Below are 20,459 nucleotides of genomic sequence, written 5' to 3' on the forward strand. Positions count from 1 at the left end.
CACCGAGCTGGGCACGCCCCAAACGGTGGCCGTGGCATAACTACGTCTGGGGTTTGGGGAGACTCAGTCCCAAACCGATTTATGCAACAAGGCCCATTGCCTCCTTCAGCAATGCGCTACAAATGGGCGTGACCACGCTGGAGATGGACACCCAGATCACCAAGGACGGCGTGGCCGTAGTGACCCATGACCGTAAAATCTCAGACAAAAAGTGCAAGGACACGGCACCACTTACTGACAATGATCCGCAGTACCCGTATGTCGGCAAGTACATCAAGGACCTGACACTGGCCCAAGTCAAAACCATGGATTGCGGCAGCTTGCGCCTGGCCGATTACCCACAACAGCAAACATCGCCCGGTGCCCGGATGCTGACCTTGCGCGAGGTGCTGAGCCTGGTCAAAAGCTACCGCGCCGAGAATGTATTACTGAACATTGAAACCAAAGTAGAAGCCGGAGCCCCGCATGAGACGGCTCCGCGAGAGCAGTTTGTGCGCACGGTATTGGACGAGATACAGCTTGCCGGCCTGCAGCGTCAAGTCACGATTCAAAGCTTTGACTGGGGATCTCTGATGTTAGTGCGCAAGCTCGACCCCAGCTTGCCCATTGTGGCGCTTACCAATGGGCAGCAGTTTTTGCAAGCCGGCAAGCCCGGCGCATCGCCCTGGTTGGGTGGTATCGATATTGACGAGTTTGGAGGCGACCTCGTCAAAGCTGCCGCGTCGTTTGGTGCCGATGCCATATCGCCCGTGCACGGCGATCCGCAAAACGGCAAGGTGGGCGATGCCAACTATGTTCCCTACACTACCAAGGCCATGGTGGACAGCGCCCATCAGGCGGGAATCAAGGTGATCCCCTGGACAGTGTCTGACGAGCGCACATTGGGAAGCCTGATCGACATTGGCGTGGACGGAATCATTACAGACTTACCCGACATGGCGCGCCGAGTACTGCAAGCCAGGGGAAAGGCACTGCCGCCGCCAGTTAGCAAGCGATAGCCTAGCGCTGGCACTGCTTCAGAGCGTCTGTTGTGTCGCTAGCAGTACCTTGGGAGGCTGGCGCGAGTCCCCGGGGAACTCTTCAGGGAACTGGGGGGGGTTTCAGGTCGCAGCCAATTGCATGTCATCCTGTTCTCTATCCGATTTCTGCAAAAAACCAGTCAGGGACTGACTGGTTTTATTTTTCAGCGTGTTTTTAGTTGCCTGGTCTGCGCCCGACCTTTACCAAGCCGAATGCAGCAAAAATCAGTGCCAACAGTATGGTGGCAAGACTGTTCAACGATGGAACGGGGGCGGCGCCTTGTGGGCTGGCCTTGTCGTCATCTCTGACGATTACCTGGGCAGGTGTTCCGGTGACGGTGTAATCATTCGCATTGCTGGGGGCCGCAATGGACAATGCAGCAACAACATCGCCATCGCCGACCACTGTATTCGCGGTGGCGGTGATGGTGCAGGTGACGGATATCTGGCCCCCCGCAATGGTGATCAGGGCAGGGCAGGTGGAAGAGTATCTTGGATTGCTTGGGGGCAAGCTCAGGTTCACATTCAAACCGGAAGCCCCGGCTGCCGTATTGGATGTGATGGTGCAAACAGATTGTTGGTTCGGAGAATCGAACAGCTCTGTCGGTGTGCAAGCAAGGCTTACCACTGGTGGAGGTGGCGTGTACGAGCAGCTGAGATCGGCCAGTGCCTCGGTATTCAGTTGACCGACAGCTGTGCTGAATTGTGCTGGCGGCGTAATTCGGTTCGTAATTGTCGGAGTCGCCGTGCAAGCGGAAATGCCTGTCGCATCGCCTGGCCATTCCACCACGGCAGATATCTGGCAGCCAGCCACCGGCAGCGTGGTTCCGGTCAGGGTGAGCGAGCCTGAACCGGGCGCGGCGGTCAATGTGCCTCCGGTGCAGGTGTGCGAAGCGCTTACAAGCTTTAGCGGCGCCGGCAATGCATCGCTGATGTTGACTGCGGGAATGGGTGCTCCCAAGCCTGGGTTCTTGATGGTGATTGTCAGCGTGGTCTGCCCGCCGGGGGTGACTGCCGAAGGCGCAAAGGCTTTGCTGACACTGGGTGCGTCTGCCATGTAGATATCGGTGCCAGAGAAATCCGCGTTCCCGGATCCATAAGCGGTTACCGTAATCTCCCGCACATAGGGCGGCAGCGTGATGTAGCCACCGTTACTCTGGATGTTCTGGTTTGCAGCGCCGGGAGTGGATGCACGCAGGATGCTGGTGGGGGCTGGGAACCATGTATAGGCGGGAACTTGCGTGTACGGAGCTACGCCCGTTGGGTTGTCTGTCCGGGGGAAGCTGGCCACATTACTTAAATCGCAAGGTTCAATGACTTGCGTTGAAGGATTCAGGCATTTGGCACTGATGTTGCGATAGGTGGACGCGCGCTGATCGTAGAACGCGATACGCGTGGGTACGGCGGTGCTTGATGGTGTAAAAACGGTGGTGATCCCGCCCCCAGGCAAGGTCACAAATGCGGTATGCCCTGTGGGGACGGCAAAGCCGCCGCCGCCTGCAGGGCTCACAGACATGGTTCCCAATCCGCTTGCAGAGGTGTACAGGGGCAGATTGTTGGGCTGCCCGGCGAAATCCATGATGACCTCATTCTCCACGGCATGGGAATAGTTGGCCATGGCAGCCGAGGCGAGAGCGAGGCCGAGCCAGCGAAGTTTCTTCAGCATAGTTTGCGCATTAGTGAGTGGTTACATTGATATTGGTTAATGCAATTTTGTTTGCAAACCCTCGCAATGCGGCATGGCCTTATGCAGGTTGACAGTGTTTGGCAAAGTGTGGCTTGGCATGCAATTGGATATGCAGCGGTTGAAAGAGAGAGGCGATTCCCTTGACTGCATAACCGCACAGGCAGGAGTTTCTGGCGAGCCTGGCATGGATGAGACTGTGTAGCGGGCCACAGGCTGCTCGCGCATAATTCCCTGCATAGCTGATGATGCAAAGGAAAGCCCGTGTCAAAACTCGCAATGGCTGTGCTGATATCTATGGTCTCGATGGGCGGTGTATCCGGCAATGCCTGGGCCATCAACAAATGTGTGGATGCCAATGGGCGCACCAGTTTTCAGGATGAGCCGTGTGCGGCGGGGCAAAAGGCGGAGGAACTGGTGGTGACGCCTTCAAGCAAGGGCGTCAATCCTTCGGAGGGCAGCAAGCCGCTTGCGCAACGCCCGCCTCCCCAGTCGGCTGGGGTATCTGCTCCGGCAGCGCAGCCGGCGGCTGCAGAGCGCCCGAGCGATTGCCCAAATGCGCAAGAGATGCAGAGGTTGCAGGTGGAGGCGGATTCCGTTGCGTTGCCGCTGCCCATTCGAAACCAGAAGCGGCAGGATTTTGAAGCGCTCAAGCAGCGCTGCGGTTAAGCAGGCCTGGTGGGGGATGTAAGCATTTCCACCACGGTTGCTGCTGGCAATGCTCGTCCAAACAGGTAGCCCTGGCCGATGTGGCATCCAGCGCTTATGAGCGCCATGCGCTGTTCCTGGGTTTCTATGCCCTCGGCCACGATATCGAGTGACAGATCGGTGCCCAGTTGGCACATGGCTTTGACGATGGCAAGAATGGCGCGTTCATGGGTCATGCGCTGCACAAAGCTCTTGTCGATCTTCAGGCAGTCGACGGGGTAGTCGCGCAGGTCGGTAAAGGATGAGTGGCCGGTACCAAAGTCATCCAGCGCAATGCGCACACCTGCCTTCTTGAGCAAGGTCAAGGCGCGGGCGACGAGTTCCGAGCCGCGGTCACCAAGAATGTATTCCGTGATCTCCAACTCCACCAGGTGGGTTGGGACGTGGTGTTGGCGCAGGCGTTCGAGCATGCGCTCGGCGAAATCGTCGCGCAGGAACTCGACCGGTGCTGCATTGATGGAAATGGGCGGTACCGCCATGCCATGCGCCAGCCACTGGGTCATGTCGGCAAACACCCGCGTCTGCATGGCGTCGCTGATCCTGGTGGCCAGTTCGTAGTCCTTGAATGCCTCTGCGACCGTGTGAGGCAGTTGCACATCGCCTTGAGGCGGTTGCCAGCGCAGCAGGGCTTCGAACCCGACGACTTCGCCTGTGTCGATATTGACTTTGGGCTGGTAGTAGGGCTTGATAAGCTGATTGCGCACGATTTCCCGGGCTTGGTGAACCTGTGAAGCCGCGCGCATGGCGGCCTCGTGCATCTCCTTGCTGAACAGGCGCACACCGCCGCGACCAATCGCTTTCATGTCGTTCAAGGCGGTGTCGGCGCATTTGAGCAGCCCCGATGTATCGCTCGCATCGCGGGGATACAGGGCGCAGCCAATGCTCATGCCGCCATTGATGGGCTTGCCGGCGTAGGTGATGGGGGTGTTGATTTGCTGGCGAACGATTTCTGCCAGATTCAGCAGGTCGTTCTCGTCCGCAATATGACGGACTGCAATCGCGAATTCGTCGCCGCCCAGGCGAGCAAGCACCGAGTCGGGGGAAAGCAGCGCAGCCAACCTGCGGGAGAGTACGCGCAGCAGGTGATCCCCTGCGACATGGCCGAGCGTGTCGTTGATGTACTTGAAATGGTCCAGGTCCAGCAGCATGACGCCAAACTGCAGGTCATGTTCGCGGGCATGCTTGATGATCTGCTGAACCTTGGCCTTGAAGACGCGGCGATTGGGCAAGCCGGTCAGGTCGTCCTGTTCATTGGCTTCACGCATGTGCAAAGCGGTTTCTCGCTGCACGGTCACATCGCGTGATACGCACAGAATGGCTGTGGTGCTGCCATCGGTTGCCTTGATAGGGGTCAACACGTTGTCCCAATACTGCGGCTTTTGCCCGGCGATCAGGCTGGTACCTTCAAAACGGGCGTTCTTGCCGGCCGTCGCTTGCTGCAAGGCGCGTTTGCCGCGTGGGCGAACTTCTGGCGGCAGTAATTCAAGCCATTGCATGCCGAAGCCTGATTCCGGTGCAATCCCAAGTGCATCGCAGCCGAACCTGTTCATGTGCGCCAACGACCCATCGGGGCGGATGACCTTGATGCAATCCATGCTGACATCCAGCATCTGGGATTGGGCCAGCACCTCTTGCTGCAGTAGATGGGAGCGCTCGACCTGGTCATGGATGTCGACAGCATTGACCAGCCATGTGGACTCGCCGCCTTCCAGTGCAACGGGATAGGCTTGGACGCGGCACCAGCGATAGGTGCCCGAGTGATGGTGCAGGCGTGCATCGCATTCCAGATGACCGGGGGTGTCGGTGCCCGACTGGGTCTGGCTCAGCCATTGCTGCTGCACCGTACCGCGCTCCAGAGGATGAACCTGGGCCGTCCAGTCGATTGCCGAATCCGCATTTGCATCCTGCAGACCACCCCATTGTTGCCAGGCAGGATTCCAGTGAGGCGCCTGATGGGCGCTGCCTTGCATCCAGGTCAACTGAGGCATGCAATCTGCCATGGCCTGCAACTGGATGGGTGTGGGGGCAGCTGTTGCATTACCTGTGGGGCAGGCCGTGGCAGCAGCGGTGGAGCGCTGTGGGCGGTGCCGGTAGTGCAGAGGGGTTGTCACGGAGAAAGGTCGGTGAGCGGCGAACCCAAGGTTACGCCTTTGATTTTGTTAAAAAGAGTATAACCATTCCTTTTTCCTATTACCGTAGAAAAAAGCGACAGATTGCTGCTGTTTGTGAATAGGGAAGGCTTTTGCTTACATTCCTTCCGCGTACCCATAGCGAAGTTGTTATCGGTACCATGCATCCGATGAACTATATTTACAATCTTTGTAATTGTTTTTATCTATAAATTCATAGATAAAATTAATAAATAAACCAAAATTCCATGGGTTTGATCGGTTGCAGCAATGTACATCCGCTGCCGAAGACGATGTCTGTCAACCGTTCTATCAGGGTAAGTGCTGCGGCGCAATAAAGGACGCGCCTCACTACAATCCTAGGCATGGCACCTTGGTGCCGATCATATTGATGCGATGGGCGTCAGTACCTTGTTCAAGCCAGAAACAGACAGGAGATCCGCGTGTCGGAAAACAATCCAGGAAATGCAGCCGCTTCCGAGCGCGTCATCAAGAAGTATCCCAACCGCCGTCTGTACGATACCCAGACCTCTGCCTACATCACGCTTGCCGAAGTCAAGGGACTGGTGATGCAGAATGAGCCAATCATCGTCAAGGATGCCAAAACTGGCGAAGACCTGACACGCAGCATCCTGCTGCAGATCATTCTGGAAGAGGAGGCGGGCGGCGCCCCCATGTTCACCGAAGCCATGCTGGCCAACATCATCCGTTTCTATGGCCATGCCATGCAGGGCTTCATGGGCTCGTACCTGGAGCGCAACGTGCAGATGTTCACCGAGATGCAGTCGCGCTTTGCCGAGCAGATGAAGGGCGCTGCGCCTGATGCATGGCGCAACCTCATGGGAATGCAGGACATGTCGGCTGCAGCAGGCACCTATCAGGCGCAGTCACAGCAGTTCTTTCAGCAGATGCAGGAGCAGATGCAAAAGCAGACCGAGCAGATGCTGGCAGCCTTTGGCGTCAAGCGGCCCTGAGTGGTTCCCTGACCGGAAGTGGCTTTTGGCGCGGGTGCCGTTGGCCTCTCCCCCCACACCCTATCAAAATTGATAGCTGATCCCGCCTGCGTGGTATACGCTGGCGGGTATTTTTATGGCTTTGGAGCAGGGCCGTGTGACAGACATGCTGCTGCGCACAAACCCTAGCGCTGCGGAGTTTCACGCAAAACTGCGAAAATACCCGCCCTATGACCGAAACCATCACCCCCGCGAACTCCGTCCCCGGCACAGCCAAGGTCCCCAAAGTGGGCTTCGTGTCGTTGGGCTGCCCCAAGGCACTGACCGACAGTGAATTGATCCTGACGCAATTGAGCGCAGAGGGCTACCAGACTTCCAAGACCTTCGAGGGCGCAGATCTGGTGATCGTGAACACCTGCGGTTTCATCGACGACGCCGTCAAGGAGAGCCTGGACACGATTGGCGAGGCGCTGGCCGAGAATGGCAAGGTGATTGTGACCGGCTGCCTCGGCGCGAAGACGGGCGAGAACGGCGGCAACATGGTCAAGCAAATGCACCCCAGCGTGCTGGCGGTGACCGGGCCACACGCCACGCAGGAGGTGATGGATGCGGTGCACACGAATCTGCCCAAGCCCCATGACCCTTTCATCGATCTGGTGCCTGGCAGCTTTGGCGAAGCCGGCATCAAGCTCACGCCCAAGCATTACGCGTATCTGAAGATCAGCGAGGGTTGCAACCACCGCTGTACTTTCTGCATCATCCCGTCGATGCGGGGCGACCTGGTCAGCCGCCCGATCGGCGATGTGCTCAAGGAAGCCAAGGCGCTGTTTGAAGGCGGTGTGAAGGAGTTGCTGGTGATCAGCCAGGACACCTCTGCCTATGGCGTGGATGTGAAATACCGCACGGGCTTCTGGGATGGAAAACCCGTCAAGACCCGCATGCTGGAGCTGGTGCAGACGCTCGGTGAGCTGGCCAAGCCCTATGGCGCCTGGGTGCGCCTGCACTATGTCTATCCTTATCCGACCGTCGACGCCATTCTGCCGCTGATGGCGCAGGGTCTGGTACTGCCTTACCTGGATGTGCCCCTGCAGCACAGCCACCCTGATGTATTGCGGCGCATGAAGCGCCCCGCCAGCGGTGAAAAGAACCTCGAACGCATCATGGAGTGGCGCAAGATCTGCCCTGAACTGGTGATCCGCTCCACTTTCATTGCAGGCTTTCCGGGCGAGACCGAAGAAGAGTTCGAGCACTTGCTGGATTTCATCCGCGAGGCCGAGATCGACCGCGCTGGCTGTTTTGCCTACAGCCCGGTGGACGGTGCGACCGCCAACGACCTGCCCGGCATGCTGCCGCAGGAGGTGCGCGAGGCGCGCCGCGCCCGTTTCATGGAAGTAGCCGAAGAGGTGTCTGCCAAACGTCTGGAGCGCCGCGTGGGCCAGACCATGCAGGTGCTGGTGGACAAATCCATCGGTCTGGGCAAGAAGGGTGGCGTGGCCCGCACCTATGCCGATGCACCTGAAATCGATGGCGTGGTTCACCTGATGCCGCCAGAGAAGGCAAGCAAGACCTATAAGGTGGGCGAGCTGATCAAGGTGCGCATCCTGCGCAGCCAGGGGCACGATCTGGTGGGCATCCCCGTCTAACGGTCTGGTCCTGACTGGCGCTTAGTACTATAAAAATAATAGCTTCTGGCGCGCACCTAATGTGCGCCAGCAGCTTTTTTATTTGAAAAATGCTGTTTGAGCGTGCCGCGAGGGAGTGGCTCAGACCACCCGCAGGCCAGCGAGTTCGGGATAATCCACCGGGTATTGGGGCTGCATGTCCAGCAGCGTGTGGTTGAGCAGGGTGCTCACCATCAGGTTACGGTGCAGCTTGTCGTCGGCTGGAATGATGTACCAGGGCGCATGCGCGGTCGAGGTTGCCTCCAGCAGGTCTTCGTAGGCCTGCTGGTAGTCGTCCCACTGCTTGCGCACGTCCAGATCGCCCAGGCTGAACTTCCAGCGCTTTTCAGGGGTATCGATGCGCTCCTGCAGGCGCTTGCGCTGCTCGTCCTTGCTGATGTGCAGCATGCACTTGAGAACGGTGGTGCCGTTCTCGGTCAGCAGGCGTTCAAAGTCGTTGATCTGTGCATAGCGCTGCCGGGTGGTGTCCTTGTCGATCCACTGGTTGACGACGGGCACCAGCACGTCTTCGTAGTGGCTGCGGTTCCACACTCCGATTTCGCCTTTGGCGGGCACCATGGCGTGGCAGCGCCACAGGTAGTCGTGGGCCAACTCTTCCTTGGAGGGCGCCTTGAAGGTGACCAGCCGCACACCCAACGGGCTGGTGTATTTGAATACGCCGCGTACCGTGCCGTCCTTGCCCGACGCGTCCATACCCTGCAATACCAGCAGGATGGAGCGCTTGCATTCTGCCTGCAGCGGTCGCGTCAGCCGGGCCAGCTGCTGGTTCAGTGCTTTGAGGTCCTTCTCCTGGGCTTTGATGCTGTCGTGCGCAAATGGGGTTGCCGCAGGATCGTAGTCGGCCAGTTTGACCTTGCCTTTGATGGGAACGCGGTATTTCTTGGTATCGGGCATAGAGAGGTGTCGGTGCCACAAGTGCAGGTTGGCCATGATTTCAGTTTTTGAACAGGCTGTCACCATGCGGCCGCGCAGTTGCCGCAATGGCTGACAAAGCTTTACCGAATCCACGCCGCCCAGTGGGCGGTGCTCATACCATTTTGCGGATCGGTCGCTTCTTCCAGACGGCCTTGTAGTACCAGGTCTGCAGTCCCAGGGTGATGCTGTAGGAGAGCGGAAACGCCATCCAGATGCCGATCAGGCCGAAGCGCTGGCTCAGCAGCCAGGCGAGCGGCAACTCCAGCACCGTCAGCACGGCAATGGTGATGGCGGTGGGCACCACCACATCGCCGCTGGCCCGCATCAGCGCCGACAACGATGCAAAGGCGCCAAACAGCAAGCCACTCCAGAGCACGATGTACAGCAGCTCGACCGCCACATGCAGCACTTGCTCGTCGGTAATGAAGATGCGCAGCAAAGGCCTGGCAAACAACGAACCGGCGAGCGCCGTCGCGCCACCCAGCGCCAGATTGATGGTGAGGGCCGTGCGCGCAATGGCAGGCAGGCGCTCACTATGGCCTGCGCCAATAGCCTGCGCACCCAGGATGGACGCGGTGATTGCGATCGAGATCAGGGGAAACTGGGCAAAGGAGTTGATCTGGTTGACCGCGCCATACGCGGCCGTGGCGCTGGAGCCAAAGCCATTGATCAGCGACATCACCACCAGGCCCGCGAGCGATGTGGCAATCATCAGCACGCCTGTGGGAATGCCTACGCGCAGCACGCCCTTGAGCAGCACGGCATCAATGCGCATGGCCTTGAGAAGCGCACGACCCGGTGCGAGCACGCTGCCCTGGTGGCGCAGGTGTACCCCTAGCCAGACCAGGGCGATGCTGAAACCCAGAATCATCGACACCCCTGCACTGGCCACCCCCAATTGGGGCAGGCCCCACCAGCCTGCAATCAGTGCGGGTGTGCTGATGAGGCCAATGGCCGTGGACAGGATCAGCGACCACATCGGTGTGAGTGTGTCGCCCACGCCGCGCAGCAGCGATGTGGCCAGCAGGAACACAAACAACCCCGGCATGCCCAGCAGCACGATGCGGGAGTAAATGGTTGCTTGCTCCAGAATGTCCGCCGGCGTACCCAGCAACTGCATGATGGGGCGCGTGAACAGCCCGCCAAACACGGCCACCACGGCGCCAAAGATCAGGCCCACGAGCAAGGTGGTGCCGGCAATGGCGCGCACCTTGTCCAACTGGCGCGCTCCCCAGGCCTGCCCAATCAGCACCGAGGCACCGGCGCCCAGGCCAATGACAAAGGCGATGAACACGAACATCACTGGAAAGAAGGCTGCGACGGCCGCCAGCGCCTTGAACCCCATCATCTGGCCCAGAAACATGCTGTTGAGCGTGCCCGAGAGCGACTGCAGGATGTTGGACAGGATCATGGGCCCCAGAAAGACCATGAACACCTTCCACAGAGGGCGTTGTGGTGCATTCCCGGAGGGCTGCGTCAATGACGCGGGCGGGGGAGTGCCGGATGGCTGCGTTGCCTGTGCAGCGTTGGGCGCGGGAGAGGCGGAGGCTTGCATCTGTTGTTGTGATTTTTTGCTAAATGTAAAAAATTGAGCCGAGCGCGCGAACACGCGAATGTTCGGCGCATGGTCATGTGCGCTGGCAAGATTGGTCGATGGCTCGGTAAATGGCAGATCAGCCTGCCCAGACAGGGCGGCTGAGCTGGTGGAGGTAGGCCTGTACATCGTCTGGCCAGCCCTGGGTCTGCAGCTGGAAAGCCGACTCCTTTCTGGCGAACAATGCGCGGCAGGCCTCCTCAAAGCCCGGCTGGTCCCCGGCCATTTCCTGCATGAAGCGATAAGTGGCTTCGGTTGCTGCACGCCGGGCGTCCTGCGCAGCATGGGCGTTGCGGGCGTCTTCGATCAGGCGGCGCAACGCAGCCGACGCGCCGCCGGGCTGGCGACCCAGCCATTCCCAGTGGCGTGGTAGCAGGGTGACTTCCCGTGAAACCACACCCAGCTTGGGGCGGCCCACTGCGCGCGAGCGGGTAGCGTTGCGGCTGTCGACGCCGGCTGAGGAGGGGGAATTGGCTGCAGGGCCAGGCGATGCGGCTGCCGCATGTTCAGCCAGTTCGGCACGCCAATTCAGATCCAGGCGCAAACCTGTGGCATCGTCGAACACCCACGGCGCAGGCGTACTGCCTTGCGGGTGCAGTTCGTCGTGGTTCTGCAGATAACGCAGCACGCTCAGCCGGTCTGCCTGCAGTACCCGTTGCATGCCTTGAAAAATGGTCAGCCGGGCTTCGGCTTGGTCATGGTCCATGATGAGTCCAGAATTTCTATCAATATGGCGTCGAATTCTACCTGGGCAAAAATAAATTTGTATTTTTAGTGGGTAAAAATATGTTTCTGGGATTTTCCGGGTAATCAGGTGGAAGGCTGTGCTTTCAGGAGAAGTAGGCACTTCCATCAAGGTATGGGTAGGGGCATCTGCACGGTAGCCCTGCGCTTTGCGGTGCATGGGTCTGGATTTGTTGCCCTGTTGGCGAGGGGCGCCCCAGACGCAAAAAAGCCTCCAGCTGGCTGGAGGCTTTGTGTGAAGTCGATCTGCAAAGTCGGCCCGGGAGGCCGACGCTGCATTACACGCGCTTGCGGTATTCGCCGGTGCGGGTGTCGATTTCGATCTTGTCTTCCTGGCTCACGAACAGTGGCACGGCCACTTCAAAACCGGTTGCGATCTTGGCGGGCTTGAGGACCTTGCCAGAGGTGTCGCCCTTGACGGCGGGCTCGGTCCAGGTGATTTCGCGCACGATGGTGGTGGGCAGTTCCACCGAGATGGCCTTGCCGTCGTAGAACACGACTTCGGCTTCCATGCCGTCTTCCAGGTAGTTCAGTGCGTCAGCCATGTTTTCGGCTTCCACTTCGTACTGGTTGAACTCGGGGTCCATCCACACATACATCGGGTCAGCGAAGTACGAGTAGGTGCAATCCTTCTTGTCCAGGATCACGTTGTCGATCTTGTCGTCGGCCTTGAACACGTTTTCCGTGCCGAAGTTGCCGATCAGGCTCTTGAGCTTCATGCGCACGGTTGCAGCACCACGGCCGCCGCGAGCATATTCGGTCTTCAGAACGATCATCGGGTCTTTGCCGAACATGATCACGTTGCCGGCACGGATTTCTTGAGCGATTTTCATAGCAGTATTTGCCTGTGTTGGGGCCGCTCAAACGGCTACGGGCGGCAAATGATGCAGTGGACGAGAGCACTGCCTGTGCTGCGCCGTAGCATGTTCCGCGGCGTTGAGCGCATCCGTTGGGCCGATTGGCGATCCAAAAGCGGAAAAGCGCAAAGACTTCGATTCTAACCTTTTTCGCCCACAAACGCCATGAGCTGTTCGGTGAGGCTGGGCTGGGCCTGCAGCCTGTGGCGTGCAGCCTGCACGCAGGTTGCCCATAGGGCAAGCAGGGCCGGGCTCGGTGTGGGCCATGGCAATGGCGCATCTGCGGGAGCGATGCCATTCCACAACGCGTGGGCCTCACGCAGGCTGGCTGGCGCCTCCAGCCAGTCCAGAAAAGCCGCCAGCTTGGCGTGGTGCGCATTGTCATCCTGCGGATAGATTTGCCAGATGAATGGCTTGCCTGCCCAGATGGCGCGCACCAGGGAATCTTCGCCGCGGACAAAATTGAGGTCGCAGGCCCACAGCATGTCGTCAAACTGCAATTGGGTGCCTGTTGGCAGGTAATGCACATGGGCGGCGCCTGCCGCCTGCGGCGTCGATTGCGCGAGCGCTGTTGCTCGCCCGGGCGTCACGAGCCATTGCACACCGGGCCCGCTGGCTGCAAATACCTGTGCAAAGGCAGCTGGTTCATAGCAGAACAACGAAAAAACCAGGTCACTATCCTGTAAGCCATGGCGAGCACGCCAGGCAGGGCGGTCAAATGCGGCCTGGCGCTCTGCCAGAGCGGCTTCACGCAACAGGCCACCGGTGCGGTCGGTGAATCCGGGGTAGAAGAACCAGCGCGTGAGCCCCGCTGCAGGTCCGCTCATCAGGCGCGAGGGCAGGCGGTGGCAGCGTTCCACATAGTCTTGCGCAGAAAGGTATTCCAGGTTGATCCAGACCGGACTGCGAGGATTGTCTTGCGCCTTCCCTGCGATGGCCTGCTGAAAGGATTGCGGGATTTCACAGCCAAAAGCTTCGATCACCACATCGCCCGGGCCATCGGGCGGGGCAGCTTCGGGCCACGGCCATACCTGTACGTGAGGTGCGCCTTGTGGCGCCATCCAGGCCAGGGCGCTGGCATCGTCCACCCACAGGCGCACCTGGCAGCCGCGCTGCGCCAGATCGGCCGCCAGCCGCCAGCACACGCCGATGTCGCCAAAGTTGTCAATCACCTGGCAAAAGATATCCCAGACGGGGCGGTGGGCAGGACGGGCTTCATGCATCAGGAGGGCGATGATAGTGCAGTCTCCGCAGACACCGGCATTGCTGCGGTACTGGGTGACAATGTTGGTCAGCCATGAATGACGGAGACACGCCGATGGATACGAACATTGCAAACCTTCCTCAACAGGATGCAAGCCCTGCGGCGCTGCAGGGCGTCAAGGTGGTGGAGATGGGGCAACTGATTGCCGGGCCGTTCTGCGGCAAGACACTGGGCGAATTTGGTGCCGAGGTGATCAAGATTGAAGCTACGGGCACAGGCGACCCGCTACGCAATTGGCGGCTGCTGCAGGACGGCACCTCCGTCTGGTGGCAGGTGCAGTCGCGCAACAAGAAGTCGGTGGCGCTCGATCTGCGGCAGAAAGAGGCGCAGGATATTGCCCGCCGCCTGATTGCCGAAGCCGATGTGCTGGTGGAGAACTTTCGTCCCGGTACGCTGGAGGCCTGGGGCATGTCGCCCGAAGAATTGCATGCGATCAATCCGGGGCTGGTGATGCTGCGCATCTCGGGCTATGGCCAAAGCGGCCCGTACCGCGATCTGCCTGGCTTTGGCGTGATTGGCGAAGCCATGGGTGGCTTGCGCCATCTGACCGCCGAGCCCGGCCGCGTGCCGGTGCGGGTGGGGGTGTCGATTGGCGACACGCTGGCGGCGCTGCACGGCGTGATCGGCGTGATGATGGCGCTCTACCACCGCAAGGTGAACGGCGGAGCCGGCCAGGTGATCGATGTGGCCCTGCATGAAGCGGTCTTTAATGTGATGGAAAGCCTGATCCCTGAATACAGCGCCTTTGGCACGGTGCGCGAAGCCGCAGGCAGTGCGCTGCCGGGCATCGCGCCTTCCAACGCCTATCCCTGCCAGGACGGCTGGGTACTGGTGGCGGGCAATGGCGACAGCATATTCAAGCGCCTGATGGACACCATAGGCCGTCCCGACCTGGGCAACGCGCCAGATCTTGCAGGCAACGCAGGGCGCGTGGCGCGGGTGCAGGAAATCGACGCCGCCATTGGCGCCTGGACGGCCGGGCGCGATATTGCCCAGGTGATGGACGCGCTGGCTTCTGCCCGCGTACCCGCAGGCAAGGTCTATACCGCCAAGGACATTGCGGAAGACCCCCACTACCGTGCGCGCCAGATGATCCTGCAGCAGCAGACCCGCGATGGGCACACGCTCGAAGTGCCGGGCATCGTCCCCAAACTCAGCGGCACACCGGGCACGGTACGCAGCAGCGCGCCGCACCTGGGTGACGATACGGATGCCGTGTTGCAATCCATGGGGCTGGATGCGCAGCAGATCGCAGCACTGCGCGAGCGTGGCATTGTTCAGTAGATCGCGTTTTTATGAGAAATTGATGGCTGGCGCTTTATTGTTAAGCGCTTATAGCTATCAAAATCATAGTTTTTCGGCTGACCGCAGGGCGTGCCACGGCATAGCACAATAGTGCCATGTCCAGTTCCGTGCATTCTTCCGAACTTCTGGCCCAAGTGGCCGCGCTGCCCGCCTTGCCCGGCGTATACCGCTACTTTGATGCCAGCGATGCCCTGCTGTATGTGGGCAAGGCCATCAATCTCAAGCGGCGGGTATCCAGCTATTTTCAGAAGGACCATGGCGGCACGCGAATCGGCCACATGGTCAGCAAGATCGTGCGGATGGAAACCACGGTGGTGCGCTCGGAAGCCGAGGCGCTGCTGCTGGAAAACAACCTGATCAAGACGCTCAATCCCAAGTACAACATTCTCTTTCGGGACGACAAGAGCTACCCCTATCTGAAGATCACCGGCATCTCCATCCATGATGGCAATCTGAAGACGCCGCCCAGCCAGGCCTATCCGCGCATTGCCTACTACCGCGGCTCCACGGACAAAAAGCATCGCTACTTTGGCCCATATCCCAATGCCTGGGCGGTCAAGGAGACCATCCTGCTGTTGCAGAAAGTCTTTCGCCTGCGCACCTGCGAAGACAGCGTGTTCACCAACCGCACGCGGCCATGCCTGCTCTACCAGATCAAGCGCTGCAGCGCCCCGTGTGTGGAGCACATCGGTCCGGAGGACTATGCCGCCGATGTGGCCCATGCAGAGGCCATGCTGCGTGGCGAGACGGATGTGCTGCTCAAGACGCTGGAGGCGCGCATGATGGCGCACTCCGACAAGCTGGAGTTTGAGCAGGCGGCGGAAATCCGCAACCAAATCAAGGCGCTGGCCAGCGTGTTGCACCAGCAGAGCGTGGAGACCACCGACGACCGGGATGTGGACATCCTGGCCGTCAAGGTGCAGGGCGGCAAGGCCTGCGTCAACCTCGCCATGGTGCGCGGCGGGCGGCATCTGGGCGACCGTGCCTATTTTCCAGTGCATGTCGAGGACAGCACCGCCATCGCACAGGCTGATTTGGAAGAAAATGATAGCAATCAGCGCTTGCCAGATGGTCGCAGTCAGCAGGTAAAGCAAGTGGAATCCCGTGTGCTGGAAGCCTTTGTGGCGCAGCATTACCTGCAGGTGGCGCCTCCGCCAGTGCTCGTGGTGAGCGATCCGGTCGACGCGACGCTGCTGCGTGCGCTTTCAGAGCAGGTGGGGCAGCGCATAGCGGCGGTATCGCAGCCGCGCGAAGAGCGCCGTGTCTGGTTGGAGATGGCCGAGAAGAACGCGCAGCTGCAACTGGCGCGCCTGCTGGCCGAAGAAGGCTCGCAGCAGGCGCGCACGCGAGCGTTGGTGGATGCACTCGATCTGCCGCAGGACGATATCGACCAGTTGACCATCGAATGCTTCGACATTTCGCATACCGCAGGCGAGAACACACAGGCTTCATGCGTGGTGTTTCACCACCACAAGATGCAGAGCAGCGAGTACCGGCGCTACAAGATCGACGGCATCACCGGCGGCGACGACTACGCGGCCATGCGCCAGGTGCTCACGCGTCGCTACAGCAAGGTGGCCGAGGCGCAGCGTGATGCGGGAGGGGCGGAAGTTGCGCAGGGCAGCGCCAGGCTGCCCGATATTGTGCTGATCGATGGCGGCAAGGGCCAGGTGGGCGTGGCGCGTGAAGTGTTCACCGAGCTTGGACTCGATCTGTCGCGCATCGTGGGCGTGGAAAAGGGCGAGGGCCGCAAGGTGGGCCTGGAAGAGCTGGTCTTCTGTGACGGCCGCGACAAGGTCTATCTGGGCAAGGATTCGGCCGCACTCATGCTGGTGGCACAGATCCGCGACGAAGCGCACCGCTTTGCCATCACCGGCATGCGCGCGGCGCGCGCCAAGGTTCGCGTGGGCGGCAGCAGCCTTGAAGAAATACCGGGCGTGGGCCCCAAGAAGCGGGCGAGGCTGCTGCAGCGCTTTGGCGGTGTACGCGGCGTGCAGGACGCCAGCGTGGATGACCTGATGACGGTGGAGGGCATCTCGGCGGCACTTGCAGAAGACATCTACAAAGCCTTGCACTGAGTGCCGGTGCGGCCGGCCCCTGCCAGGCGTAGTGTCACAACAAGGGTCGTGCCGGCGGGCCATTGCATGCCACAATACATGCATGTTTTTCACCATCCCCACCATCATGACGTGGACGCGCATCCTCGCGATCCCGCTCATCATCGGCGTGTACTACTCGCACCTGGACATGGCCACGAAGAATCTGTGGGCCAGCGGCATGTTTGTGGTGTTCGCCTTCACGGACTGGCTGGATGGTTTTCTGGCGCGCCGGCTCAACCAGACCTCGTCATTCGGGGCGTTTCTCGATCCGGTGGCCGACAAGTTTCTGGTGTGTGCCTCGCTGTTGATCCTGGTCTACCTGCAGCGCGCCGATGTGTTTGTGGCCCTCATCATCATCGGGCGCGAGATTGCCATCTCCGCGCTGCGTGAGTGGATGGCACGCATCGGCGCCAGCAAGAGCGTGGCGGTGCATATGATCGGCAAGATCAAGACCACGGTGCAGATGGTGGCCATTCCGTTTCTGCTCTATGACGGCAAGATCGGCCCTGTCGATACGGGCGTGTGGGGTACCTGGCTCATCTGGGCTGCCGCCGTGCTGACGGTGTGGTCGATGGTCTACTACCTGCAAAAGGCATTGCCAGAGATCAAGGCTAGGGTTGATTCGTAGTGCAAGTGCGCTGGTTTGCGCTAGACTGCATCGCGTCTGGGCGAATCAAATGGCTTGCCAGATGCGCTGGGCTTGGCTCCAACAGGCTCCAACCAATCAAGCCGGCTGAAAAAAAGTGATTTTTTTCGCAATCACCCAGAAAAATCCGTCTAGAATCCTTTCGTTGCCAAGGCACTGGGGTTGAGACAAAATGCTTTTTCCCAGTGGTGTTGTTTTTGCGATGTGAGGCTTTACGGGTGCTGCCCTTACTGCCCATAATTTCAAGATACACACTTCCTTAACTCTCTTGATTTATAGAGGCTGCTTGTGAATAAAACTGAACTCATTGAGCACATTGCTAATAATGCTGATATTTCCAAGGCCGCTGCTGCTCGCGCACTGGAGTCCACCATTGATGCAGTGAAGAAAACCTTGAAAAAAGGTGGTACAGTCTCTCTGGTAGGTTTTGGTACTTTTGCTGTTGGTAAGCGCGCAGCTCGTACGGGTCGTAATCCCCGCACTGGCGCAGCGATCAAGATCAAGGCTGCCAAGGTGCCTAAGTTCCGCCCCGGTAAAGCATTGAAAGATGCTCTGAACTAATTCAGGTTATCAGGTGGGGTGCTTAGCTCAGTTGGTAGAGCGGCGCCCTTACAAGGCGTAGGTCGGCGGTTCGACCCCGTCAGCACCCACCACCACCGAACAAAGGCGAACGAAAGTTCGCCTTTTCTTTTTTCTTGCTCAGAAAGTTAGACGATGTTTGAATCCATCCGCAAGTACTCCAAGGTGCTGATGTATCCGCTGTTCTTGCTGATCATTCTGTCATTTGTTCTGGTGGGAGTGAACCAGAACTATTTCAGCGAAAAGAGCCCCGTTGTCGCCAAAGTCAACGGCAAAGAGATCACGCAAATGGATTGGGACAATGCACACCGCATGGAGACTGATCGCATGCGCCAGCAAAATCCCAACATGGATGCCAAGTGGATGGACGGTGCGGAAGCCCGTTACCTCACGCTGGAGCGTATGGTGCGTGACCGGGTGTTGGACGCTGCCGTTCAGAAGATGCACCTGACCGTGGACAATGCCACGCTGGGGCGCGCGCTGATGGAGATTCCGCAGATTGCCGCGCTGAAAAAGCCCGATGGCAGCCTGGACGTCGAGGCGTATCGCGCCTTGGTGGGCGCGCAGGGCATGAGCCCCGAGGGCTTTGAAGCGGGCATGCGCCGTGATCTGGCTGTGCGTCAGGTTCTGGGCGGTGTTTCGAACACCGCGTTCGTGACCGATGCGCAGACCAAGACCGCCATCGACGCGCTTTATCAGCAGCGTGAAATCCAGATTGCACGCTTCGATGCCAAGGCCTTTGCATCGCAAGTGAAGGTGAGCGACGCGGATCTGGAGGCTTTCTACAAAGCCAACCAGGAACTGTTCCGCCAGCAGGAGGAAGCCAGCATCGAATACGTGGTGCTGAATGCTGACGCTGTGAAAGGCATGATCAAGCCCAGCGAAGATGATCTGCGCACCTATTACAAGGAAAACCTGAACCGCTTCATGGGGCAGGAGATGCGCACGGCCAGCCACATCCTGATCAACGCGCCGCAGTCGATGCCAGCGGCCGACCGTGAAAAAGCCAAGCAACGTGCAGAGGCACTGCAGGCTGAGGCAAAAGCCAACCCTGCGCAGTTTGCAGAACTGGCCAAGAAGAATTCGCAGGACACCAGCTCCGCCGTCAACGGCGGTGCATTGCCAGCCTTCAAGAAGGGCGACATGGTCAAGCCGTTTGAAGATGCCGCATTTGCCTTGAAGACGGGCGAAATCAGCGATGTCATCAGCACCGAATATGGTTTCCACATCATCAAGATGGGTGAAGTCAAGACGCCTCGCGTTCCTACCTTTGAAGAGCTGCACAGCAAACTTGAAGAAGAGGTGCGTGCTCAGCAGGTGCAGAAGAAGTATGCAGAAGCGGCCGAGACCTTTTCCAACACCGTGTTCGAGCAATCGGACAGCCTCAAGCCTGTGGCCGAAAAGCTGGGTTTGAAGATTGAAAAGGCTGAGCACATTACCCGTACGCCTGCAGCCGGTGCGACGGGTGCATTGGCCAACCCTACATTCTTGGAAGCACTGTTCTCGAACGACTCTCTGCAGAACAAGCGCAATACTGAGGCTATTGAGGTTGGCACCAGCATGCTGGCATCTGGCCGCATCGTCTCGCACCAGGATGCACGGGTGCTGCCATTTGAAGAAGTCAAGGCCAAGGCGCATGACTTGTACATTGCGCAGCAGGCGGCCGAGTTGGCCCGCAAGGAGGGTGAGGCGAAGCTGGCGGCCTGGAAGACCGATGCCGCAGGCGCCAGTCTGGCGGCTCCCATCGTAGTGTCGCGTCAGGATGTCAAAGGTCAGTCGCCGGTCCTCATCAATGCCGTGATGCAGGCCAAGTTCGATGGCTCGGCCGCATGGGCTGGCGTGGACCTGGGTAAGGACGGCTACGCCGTGGTGCGTATCAACAAGACTGTGCCCCGTGCAGAAGACACTGCGGAAAAGCGCCTGGCGCAGAAGCAAGAGTTCGAGCGTCTGGAGAGCTATGCGGAAACCATGGCGTACTATGAATTGCTCAAGGAGCGTTTCAAGGTGCAGATCAAGGTGCCGCGTCCACAAGAAAACAAGGCATCATAAAAATCCTCGCTTTCGTTGGAAGTGGTAAATTAGCCGCTATAATCATGTCTTCACCAACACGGTGGCTGTAGCTCAGTTGGTAGAGTCCAGGATTGTGATTCCTGTTGTCGTGGGTTCGAGCCCCATCAGCCACCCCAAATATAGTAAAGAAACCCTGCTACTAAAAAAGTAGTGGGGTTTTTGCTTTTCTGTTGCGTGTAGCCACTGTGTAGCCATCGGTGCATGGTTTTTT

Annotated in this window: 16 protein-coding genes and 2 tRNA genes; 11 read left to right on the top strand and 7 right to left on the bottom strand. The window is 59.2% G+C overall.

The window, feature by feature from the left end; genetic code table 11:
* On the top strand, positions 1 to 998 hold a 998-nt coding region (locus ABIE32_RS20380; RefSeq protein WP_429018896.1), incomplete at its 5' end, for a glycerophosphodiester phosphodiesterase family protein.
* Between the two features lie 196 nt (positions 999 to 1,194).
* On the opposite strand, the gene ABIE32_RS20385 is transcribed toward ABIE32_RS20380, so the two are convergent.
* The gene (locus ABIE32_RS20385; protein ID WP_429018899.1) at positions 1,195 to 2,685 is read right to left on the bottom strand and encodes a hypothetical protein; all 1,491 of its coding nucleotides are present in this window, start codon (positions 2,683 to 2,685) and stop codon (positions 1,195 to 1,197) included.
* Positions 2,686 to 2,967: 282 nt separating this feature from the next.
* On the opposite strand from ABIE32_RS20385, the gene ABIE32_RS20390 reads away from it, so the two are divergent.
* Positions 2,968 to 3,372 carry a DUF4124 domain-containing protein gene (locus ABIE32_RS20390; RefSeq protein WP_429018902.1) on the top strand — a complete coding sequence of 135 codons (405 nt, stop codon included), beginning with the start codon at positions 2,968 to 2,970 and terminating at the stop codon, positions 3,370 to 3,372.
* Here the strand turns inward: ABIE32_RS20390 and ABIE32_RS20395 are convergent.
* Positions 3,369 to 5,522: a putative bifunctional diguanylate cyclase/phosphodiesterase gene (locus ABIE32_RS20395; RefSeq protein WP_429018905.1), complete on the bottom strand. Its 2,154-nt coding sequence runs from the start codon at positions 5,520 to 5,522 to the stop codon at positions 3,369 to 3,371. The two genes, ABIE32_RS20390 and ABIE32_RS20395, sit on opposite strands and share 4 nt — an antisense overlap.
* A 461-nt stretch (positions 5,523 to 5,983) precedes the next feature.
* Here ABIE32_RS20395 and phaR point away from each other — a divergent pair, with 461 nt between their 5' ends.
* On the top strand, positions 5,984 to 6,514 hold the full coding sequence (gene phaR / locus ABIE32_RS20400; protein WP_224149797.1) for a polyhydroxyalkanoate synthesis repressor PhaR: 531 nt from the start codon (positions 5,984 to 5,986) through the stop codon (positions 6,512 to 6,514).
* Between the two features lie 209 nt (positions 6,515 to 6,723).
* Positions 6,724 to 8,136 (top strand): 30S ribosomal protein S12 methylthiotransferase RimO, encoded by a 1,413-nt coding sequence (rimO, locus tag ABIE32_RS20405; RefSeq protein WP_224149796.1) that lies wholly within the window; start codon positions 6,724 to 6,726, stop codon positions 8,134 to 8,136.
* Positions 8,137 to 8,256: 120 nt separating this feature from the next.
* On the opposite strand, the gene ABIE32_RS20410 is transcribed toward rimO, so the two are convergent.
* The 5 genes from ABIE32_RS20410 to earP form a co-directional block, all read right to left on the bottom strand.
* Positions 8,257 to 9,069: a PPK2 family polyphosphate kinase gene (locus ABIE32_RS20410; protein WP_377780349.1), complete on the bottom strand. Its 813-nt coding sequence runs from the start codon at positions 9,067 to 9,069 to the stop codon at positions 8,257 to 8,259.
* A gap of 133 nt (positions 9,070 to 9,202) precedes the next feature.
* Positions 9,203 to 10,645 (bottom strand): MATE family efflux transporter, encoded by a 1,443-nt coding sequence (locus ABIE32_RS20415; protein WP_429018911.1) that lies wholly within the window; start codon positions 10,643 to 10,645, stop codon positions 9,203 to 9,205.
* 118 nt (positions 10,646 to 10,763) lie between these two features.
* The gene (locus ABIE32_RS20420) at positions 10,764 to 11,390 is read right to left on the bottom strand and encodes a DUF2239 family protein (RefSeq protein ID WP_429018913.1); all 627 of its coding nucleotides are present in this window, start codon (positions 11,388 to 11,390) and stop codon (positions 10,764 to 10,766) included.
* A 316-nt stretch (positions 11,391 to 11,706) separates the two neighbouring features.
* A complete protein-coding gene (gene efp / locus ABIE32_RS20425; protein WP_184711640.1) occupies positions 11,707 to 12,261 on the bottom strand; it encodes an elongation factor P in 555 nt (184 codons plus the stop codon).
* A gap of 164 nt (positions 12,262 to 12,425) precedes the next feature.
* Positions 12,426 to 13,508, bottom strand: coding sequence for an elongation factor P maturation arginine rhamnosyltransferase EarP (earP, locus tag ABIE32_RS20430; RefSeq protein WP_429018917.1), 1,083 nt, complete (start codon positions 13,506 to 13,508; stop codon positions 12,426 to 12,428).
* A 95-nt stretch (positions 13,509 to 13,603) separates the two neighbouring features.
* On the opposite strand from earP, the gene ABIE32_RS20435 reads away from it, so the two are divergent.
* The 7 genes from ABIE32_RS20435 to ABIE32_RS20465 all read left to right on the top strand — a co-directional run bounded on the left by ABIE32_RS20435 (position 13,604) and on the right by ABIE32_RS20465 (position 20,364).
* Positions 13,604 to 14,833, top strand: a complete 1,230-nt coding sequence (locus tag ABIE32_RS20435; protein WP_429018919.1) for a CaiB/BaiF CoA transferase family protein — start codon at positions 13,604 to 13,606, stop codon at positions 14,831 to 14,833.
* A 116-nt stretch (positions 14,834 to 14,949) separates the two neighbouring features.
* Complete coding sequence (gene uvrC, locus ABIE32_RS20440) at positions 14,950 to 16,932, top strand: excinuclease ABC subunit UvrC (RefSeq protein WP_429018921.1); 1,983 nt, start codon at positions 14,950 to 14,952, stop codon at positions 16,930 to 16,932.
* 82 nt (positions 16,933 to 17,014) lie between these two features.
* Complete coding sequence (gene pgsA, locus ABIE32_RS20445; protein WP_395028373.1) at positions 17,015 to 17,581, top strand: CDP-diacylglycerol--glycerol-3-phosphate 3-phosphatidyltransferase; 567 nt, start codon at positions 17,015 to 17,017, stop codon at positions 17,579 to 17,581.
* 306 nt (positions 17,582 to 17,887) lie between these two features.
* Entirely contained in the window at positions 17,888 to 18,160 is a 273-nt protein-coding gene (locus ABIE32_RS20450; RefSeq protein ID WP_021026954.1) for an HU family DNA-binding protein, read from the top strand.
* A 16-nt stretch (positions 18,161 to 18,176) separates the two neighbouring features.
* Positions 18,177 to 18,252 (top strand) — tRNA-Val (locus ABIE32_RS20455).
* Positions 18,253 to 18,313: 61 nt separating this feature from the next.
* Entirely contained in the window at positions 18,314 to 20,227 is a 1,914-nt protein-coding gene (locus tag ABIE32_RS20460) for a SurA N-terminal domain-containing protein (RefSeq protein ID WP_429018925.1), read from the top strand.
* A 61-nt stretch (positions 20,228 to 20,288) separates the two neighbouring features.
* Positions 20,289 to 20,364, top strand: a tRNA-His gene (locus tag ABIE32_RS20465).
* Positions 20,365 to 20,459: the final 95 nt, after the last annotated feature.

The sequence above is a fragment of the Comamonas sp. 4034 genome, from assembly GCF_050434545.1.
Lineage (GTDB): Bacteria > Pseudomonadota > Gammaproteobacteria > Burkholderiales > Burkholderiaceae_C > Comamonas > Comamonas odontotermitis.